The organism is Streptomyces sp. NPDC029139 (genome assembly GCF_055564335.1).
Map to the genome: position 1 here is coordinate 1 of NZ_JBVHWN010000035.1, position 6401 is coordinate 6401.

Annotated in this window: 2 protein-coding genes; both read right to left on the reverse strand. The window is 74.8% G+C overall.

The genetic code is table 11. The features are described 5' to 3' along the window. The coding region (locus ACZ4VW_RS32515) for a beta-ketoacyl synthase N-terminal-like domain-containing protein (RefSeq protein ID WP_467968752.1) at positions 1 to 5429 on the reverse strand (5429 nt) is incomplete at its 3' end. 67 nt (positions 5430 to 5496) lie between these two features. Beyond that, on the reverse strand, positions 5497 to 6401 hold a 905-nt coding region (locus ACZ4VW_RS32520), incomplete at its 5' end, for an acyl carrier protein (RefSeq protein WP_467968754.1).

Here is a 6401-nt window from a genome sequence, read left to right on the forward strand (position 1 = left end):
ATGAGGTGGCGTGCGCCGTGGTGGGTGACGAGGTGGCGGGCGAGGAGGGAGCCGAGTGCGCCGGTGCCTCCGGTGATCAGCACCGTCCCCTCAGGGTCCGGCGGCGCCGGCAGCGTCAGAACGGCCTTGCCCGTGTGCCGGGCCTGGCTCAGATACCGCAGCGCCTCCGGGGCGTGGCTCACGTCCCAGGCGGTCACCGGCAGCCGGCGCAGTGCACCCGACTCGAAGAGCCGCACCAGTTCGACCAGCATCTCCTGGACCCGCTCGGGCTCCACCCGCATCAGGTCGTACGCGGTGTACGTGACGCCCGCGTACCGCTCCTGGACCTCGGCCGCGTCGCGGATGTCGGTCTTGCCCATCTCCAGGAACCGGCCGCCGGGCGCGAGCAGCCGGAGTGACGCGTCCACGAACTCCTGGGCCAGCGAGTTCAGCACCACGTCGAAGCCCCGGCCGCCGGTGACCTCGCGGTACTGTTCCTCGAAGTCGAGCGTACGGGTCGAGGCGATCCGGGCCTCCTCGACGCCCAGCGCCCGCAGCACGTCCCACTTGGGCCTGCTCGCGGTGCCGTAGACCTCCAGGCCCCAGTGGTGCGCGAGCTGCAGGGCGGCCATGCCCACACCGCCGGTCGCGGCGTGCACGAGCAGAGACTCGCCCGGGCGCACCTGCGCCAGATCCTCCAGGCCGTAGTACGCGGTGAGGAACACCACCGGCAGGACGGCGGCGTCGGTGAACGTCCAGCCCTGCGGCATCCGCGTCACCCACCGGTGGTCGGTGACCGCGACCGGCCCGATGGCGCCGAGCGGGAACAGCCCCATCACCCGGTCGCCGACCGCCACCGAGGTCACCCCGGGGCCGGTCTCCAGGACGACACCGGCCGCCTCGCCGCCGATCCGCGCCTCGTCCCCCGGGTACATCCCGAGACCCACCAGCACGTCACGGAAGTTCAGCCCGGCGGCCCGTACGGAGACCCGCACCTCGCCCCGGCCCAGCGGGGCGCCCGCCTCGGGCGCGGGGAGCAGCGCCAGGTTGCCGAGGGTGCCGGAGCTGCGCACGTCCAGCCGCCAGTACGGGGTGTCCTCGGGCGGGACCAGCACCTCGGGCGCCGCGTCGGCCCGCACCAGGCGGGGCGCGTAGACGCCGTTGTCCCGGACGGCGAGCTGGTGCTCCTCACCGGCCAGCAGCGCCGACAGGGCCGCCGTGAGCCCTTCCGTACGCTCCTGGGCCGCGCCGTCCACGTCCAGCAGGGCGAACATGCCCGGGTGTTCGGTGCGGGCGGACCGCAGCAGACCCCAGACGCCGGACGCGGCCAGGTCCCGGATCTCGGGGCCGGGCCGGGCGGCCACCGCCCCCCGGGTGACCACGACCAGCCGGGGGTCGTCCGCGGCGCCGGCCGGCCACTCCAGCTCCAGCCAGCACTGCGTCAGCTCCAGCGCCCGTGCGGTCACCGCGTCCAGCCGGGCCGGCAGGTCGTCGGCCCCGTCCCGCGGGTCCGCCGTGTCGCCGGCGAAGGTGGCCAGGACGAGTCCGGGCGCCTCGACGCCCGCCGTGACCGCCGCGAGCAGCGCGGCCGGATCGGCGTGGGACACCGCCCCGAGCGCGTCCGCGAGCCCCAGCGGGTCCGGCCCGAGGACCACGACACCGCCCGGGGCCACCGCCGCGCCGTCGGAAACCGGCAGCGGCTTCCAGTCGAGCAGGTGGAGTGGCGTTCGGCCGGTGGCGCCCGCGTCGGCTCCGGCGGCGAGGTCGGCCAGTGTGCCGACCCGCGCGGTGAGCGCCGCCACCGTGGCGACCGGGGCGCCCTCCGGGTCGGTGAGGTCGAGTCGCATGGTGTCCTCGCCCGTACGGCTCAGCCGCACCCGGAGCCGGGTCGCCTCCACGGCGTGCAGCGCCACCCCCTGCCAGCTGAAGGGCAGCAGGACGCTCTCCGCGTCCTCGCCCATGACCTCCCGCGCCCACGGGTGGAGCGCGGCGTCGAGCAGCGCGGGGTGGAGGGTGTGGCCGGCGGTGTCGACGCCGTCCGGCAGGGCGATCTCGGCGTAGAGGTCGTCGCCGGCGCGCCAGAGGGCGGTGAGGCCCTGGAACGTCGGGCCGTAGGTGTAGTTGTGGGCGTGCAGGTCCTCGTAGAGGCCCGTGAGGTCGACGGGTTCGCCGGGCGGCGGCCAGGGGAGGGCTTCGGGGGCGTCGGCGGCCGCGGTGAGGGTGCCGGAGGCGTGTCGGGTCCAGGACTCGGACTTGTCCGTGCGCGAGTGCACGGTCAGGGGCCGGCTGCCGTCGCCGGCGGACGGACCGACCGTCACGTGCAGGGTCACGGCGCCCTCGGGCCGCAGCACCAGTGGGGCTTCGAGGGTGAGTTCCTCGACGGTGGGGGTGTCGGTGTGGCTCGCGGCGTGGAGGGCGAGGTCGGTGAAGGCGGTGCCGGGCAGGAGGGTGGTGCCGGCGATGGTGTGGTCGGCGAGCCAGGGATCGGTGCGCAGGGAGATCCGGCCGGTGAGGACCAGCTGATCGGTGCCGGCGAGCGGCACCACCGCGCCCACGAGCGGATGCTCGGAGGAGGCGAGACCGGCGGCGGCCACGTCCGTCGTCGTGGTGCCGGGGGAGAGCCAGAACCGCTCCCGCTGGAAGGGGTACGTGGGGAGCCCCTCCGGAGGGACGGGCGGGCGGTCCGGGAGCCACGCGGCCGGGCTGTGGCCACCCGTGTGCAGCCGCGCCAGCGCCGCGTGGAACGACACCACCTCCGGAGCCTTCTTGCGGAGCGTGGGCGCCAGGGTCGCGGGGGAGGTGAGGGAGCCCTGGGCGAGGGCGGTGAGGGTGGCGTCGGGGCCGAGTTCGAGGTAGCGGGTGACGCCGTCGGTCTCCAGGTGCTGGATGCCGGGGTGGAAGCGGACGGCGCGGCGGATGTGCTCGGCCCAGTAAGCGGGGGTGGTGAGGTCGTCGCCGGTGGCGGGGAGCCCGGTGACGTTGGAGATCACGCGGATCTTCGGCGGGTGGAAGGTCAGGCCGCCGATCGCCTGTCGGAAGTCGTCGAGGACGCCGTCCATGTGGGCCGAGTGGAAGGCGTGGCTGACCGTCAGACGGGTGGTCTTGCGGCCCTTCCCGGCGAAGTGCTGCGCGACGGCCTCGGCGGCGTCCGGGGCACCCGAGATCACCGTGGCCTCCGGGCCGTTGACGGCGGCGACGTCCAGATCGTGGCCGACGGTGGCGAGCACCGCCCGCACCTCCTCCTCCGAGGCGTGCAGCGCGATCATGGCGCCGTCGGAGCGGGCGGCCTGCATCAGCCGGCCCCGGGCGGCCACGAGCGCGACCGCGTCCGGCAGCGTGAGCACCCCCGCGACATGGGCGGCGGCGACCTCGCCGATCGAGTGGCCGATCAGCACGTCGGGGGTGAGCCCGTGGTGCTCCAGGGTCCGGTACAGCGCGGTCTGCAGCGTGAACAGCGCCGCCTGCGTGTACTCGGTCCGGTTCAGGACCTCCGCGTCCTGTCCCCACATCACCTCGTGGAGCGGCCGGTCGAGAATCGCGTCGAACCGGTCGCACACGTCGCAGAACGCGGCGGCGAACACCGGGTGACTCTCGTACAGTTCACGGCCCATGCCCAGCCGCTGGCTGCCCTGCCCGGTGAAGAGGAACGCCGTCCTGCCGGTGGTGGCCGTGCCGGTGACCACACCGGGTGCCTCCGTGCCCTCGGCGAGCGCGGCGAGGCCGGTGAGGAGCGCGGCACGGTCGGTGGCGTCGACGACGGCGCGGTGGTCGAAGCGGGTACGAGCCGCCAGCGAGGCCGCGACGTCCTGGACGGGCGTCTCGGCGTGCCGGGTGGCGTACGCGTGCAGCCGCCGCGCCTGCTCCCGCAGCGCCTCCTCGCTCTTCGCCGACAACAGCCAGGGCAGCCGGAGCACTTCCCCGCCTTCCGGCTCGTGGCCGGACGCGCGGTCCGCGTCGCCCGCCCCGGCCACCCGGCCCCCCTCGGCCGTCCGACCCGTCCCGGCCGCCTGCCCAGGCGCGTCACCGGCCGGCTCGTCGTCGGCGGCCGGCTCGGCCGGTCGTTCCAGCGCCTGCTCGACGATGACGTGCGCGTTGGTGCCGCTGATGCCGAACGACGACACGGCGGCGCGCAGCGGCAGTTCCTCGCCGGCGGTCCACGGCTGCTCCTCGGTGAGCAGCCGGACCGTGCCGTCCGACCAGTCGACATGGTCCGTGGGCCGGTCGACGTGGAGCGTGCGCGGCAGGACGCCGTGCCGCATCGCCATCACCATCTTGATGACACCGCCCACCCCGGCCGCGGCCTGCGCGTGCCCGATGTTGGACTTCAACGAGCCGAGCCAGAGAGGGCGTTCGGCGGTGCGGGCCCGTCCGTAGGTGTTGATGAGCGCCTGCGCCTCGATCGGGTCGCCCAGGGTGGTACCCGTGCCGTGCGCCTCGACCGCGTCGATCTGATCCGCCGACAGGCGGGCGTTCGCCAGGGCCTGGCGGATCACCCGCTCCTGCGCGGGGCCGTTCGGCGCCGTCAGCCGGCCACTGGCACCGTCCTGATTGGTGGCCGAGCCCCGGACCACCGCGAGGACCGGGTGCCCGTTGCGCACCGCGTCCGACAGCCGCTCCACCAGCAGCAGACCGACGCCCTCGCTCCAGCCGGTGCCGTCGGCCCCGGCCGAGAACGCCTTGCAGCGCCCGTCGGCCGCGAGCCCGCGCTGCCGGCTGAACTCCACGAACGTGTTCGGCGTCGCCATCACCGTCGCGCCGCCCGCCAGCGCCAGCGAGCACTCGCCCTGCCGCAGCGACTGAGCCGCCAGGTGCAGGGCCACCAGCGACGAGGAGCACGCGGTGTCCACGGACACCGCCGGGCCCTCGAGACCGTAGACGTAGGCCAACCGGCCCGACGCCACACTGCCGAGGCTGCCGCTCGCCAGATAGCCCTCGTACTCCTCCGGCGCGGGGCGCAGCCGTGAGGCGTAGTCGTTGTACATCACCCCGGCGAACACGCCGGTGTCGCTGCCGCGCAGTGACGTCGGGTCGATGCCCGCCCGCTCGAACGCCTCCCAGGCCGTCTCGAGCAGGAGCCGCTGCTGCGGATCGGTCGCCATGGCCTCGCGTGGACTCAGCCCGAAGAACGCCGCGTCGGCCTCCGCGGCGTCGTAGAGGAAGCCGCCGTGCGCGGTGGTGGACTTGCCGACGGCCTCCGGATCCGGGTCGTACAGATCCTCGTCCCAGCCCCGGTCCCCGGGGAACGGCCCGATCGCGTCGGTCCCTTCGCTGACCAGACGCCACAGATCCTCGGGCGAGGCGACCCCGCCCGGGTAGCGGCAGGCCATGCCGATGATCGCGATCGGCTCCTGCTGGGCCTGCTCGATCTCCGAGATCCGGCGCCTGGCCTGCCTCAGGTCGGTGGTCGCCCGCTTGAGATAGTCGCGGAGCCTGTCTTCGTTGTTCGCCACGGAAGCTCAACCTTCACTGCTGATGATGAGGGACGTACGGGACCGGCGGAGGCCGCCGGGACGGGGGTCAGGACAGGCCGAGCTCCTTGTCGAGGGCTTCGAAGAGCTCGTCGTCCGTCGCGGAGTCGAGGCCGCCGTCGTCGACCTCCCCGAGGGACGCGGTGAGGCTGTGCCAGCTCTGCAGCACGGACTGCAGCCGCTGAGTGATCTCCGCCGCCTCCGCCGCGCCCTGGGCGGCGGCGCCGGGCGAGTGCTGCCGGAGCAGCGCGTCGAGCCGTTCGATCGCCTCCAGCGGCCCGGCCGGTTCGCCGGGAGCGGCCGCGGGGGCCAGCTCGGTGAGCAGGTGCCGGGCGAGCGCCGCCGGGGTCGGATGGTCGAAGACGACCGTCGTCGGCAGCCGCAGGGCCGTGACGGCGTTGAGCCGGTTTCGGAACTCCACCGCGGTCAGCGAGTCGAAACCGAGGTCGAGCAGTCCGCGTTCGGCATCGATCCGGTCCGGCGAGCCGTGTCCGAGGACCGCCGCGACATGCTCCCGCACCAGACCGAGGAGGAGCTCCTCGCGGTCCTCCGCCGGGACCGCCCCGAGCCGGTCCGCGAGCGACACCGCGCCGGCACCGGGCCGCGCCCCCGTGCCCTGCGCGGCGGTCCGCCGGGCCGGTCCGCCGCGCACCAGACCGAGCAGCGGCTCGGGGCCCGTCCCCGAGGCCGCCAGCGTCCGCAGGGCGGACAGGTCGAGCCGGGCCGGGTAGAGCAGCGCCTCGTCGGAACCGAGGGCGGTGTCGAGCATCCGCAGGGCCTCGGTCGGCGGCATCGGCACGATCCCCGAGCGGCGCAGCCGCGCGAGGTCGGCCCCCGACAGCCGCTCGCCCATGCCGCCCTCGTCCCAGAGTCCCCAGGCGAGGGAGGTGGCGGGTTGGCCTTGGGTGTGGCGGTGGTGGGCGAGGGCGTCGAGGAAGGTGTTGGCGGCGGCGT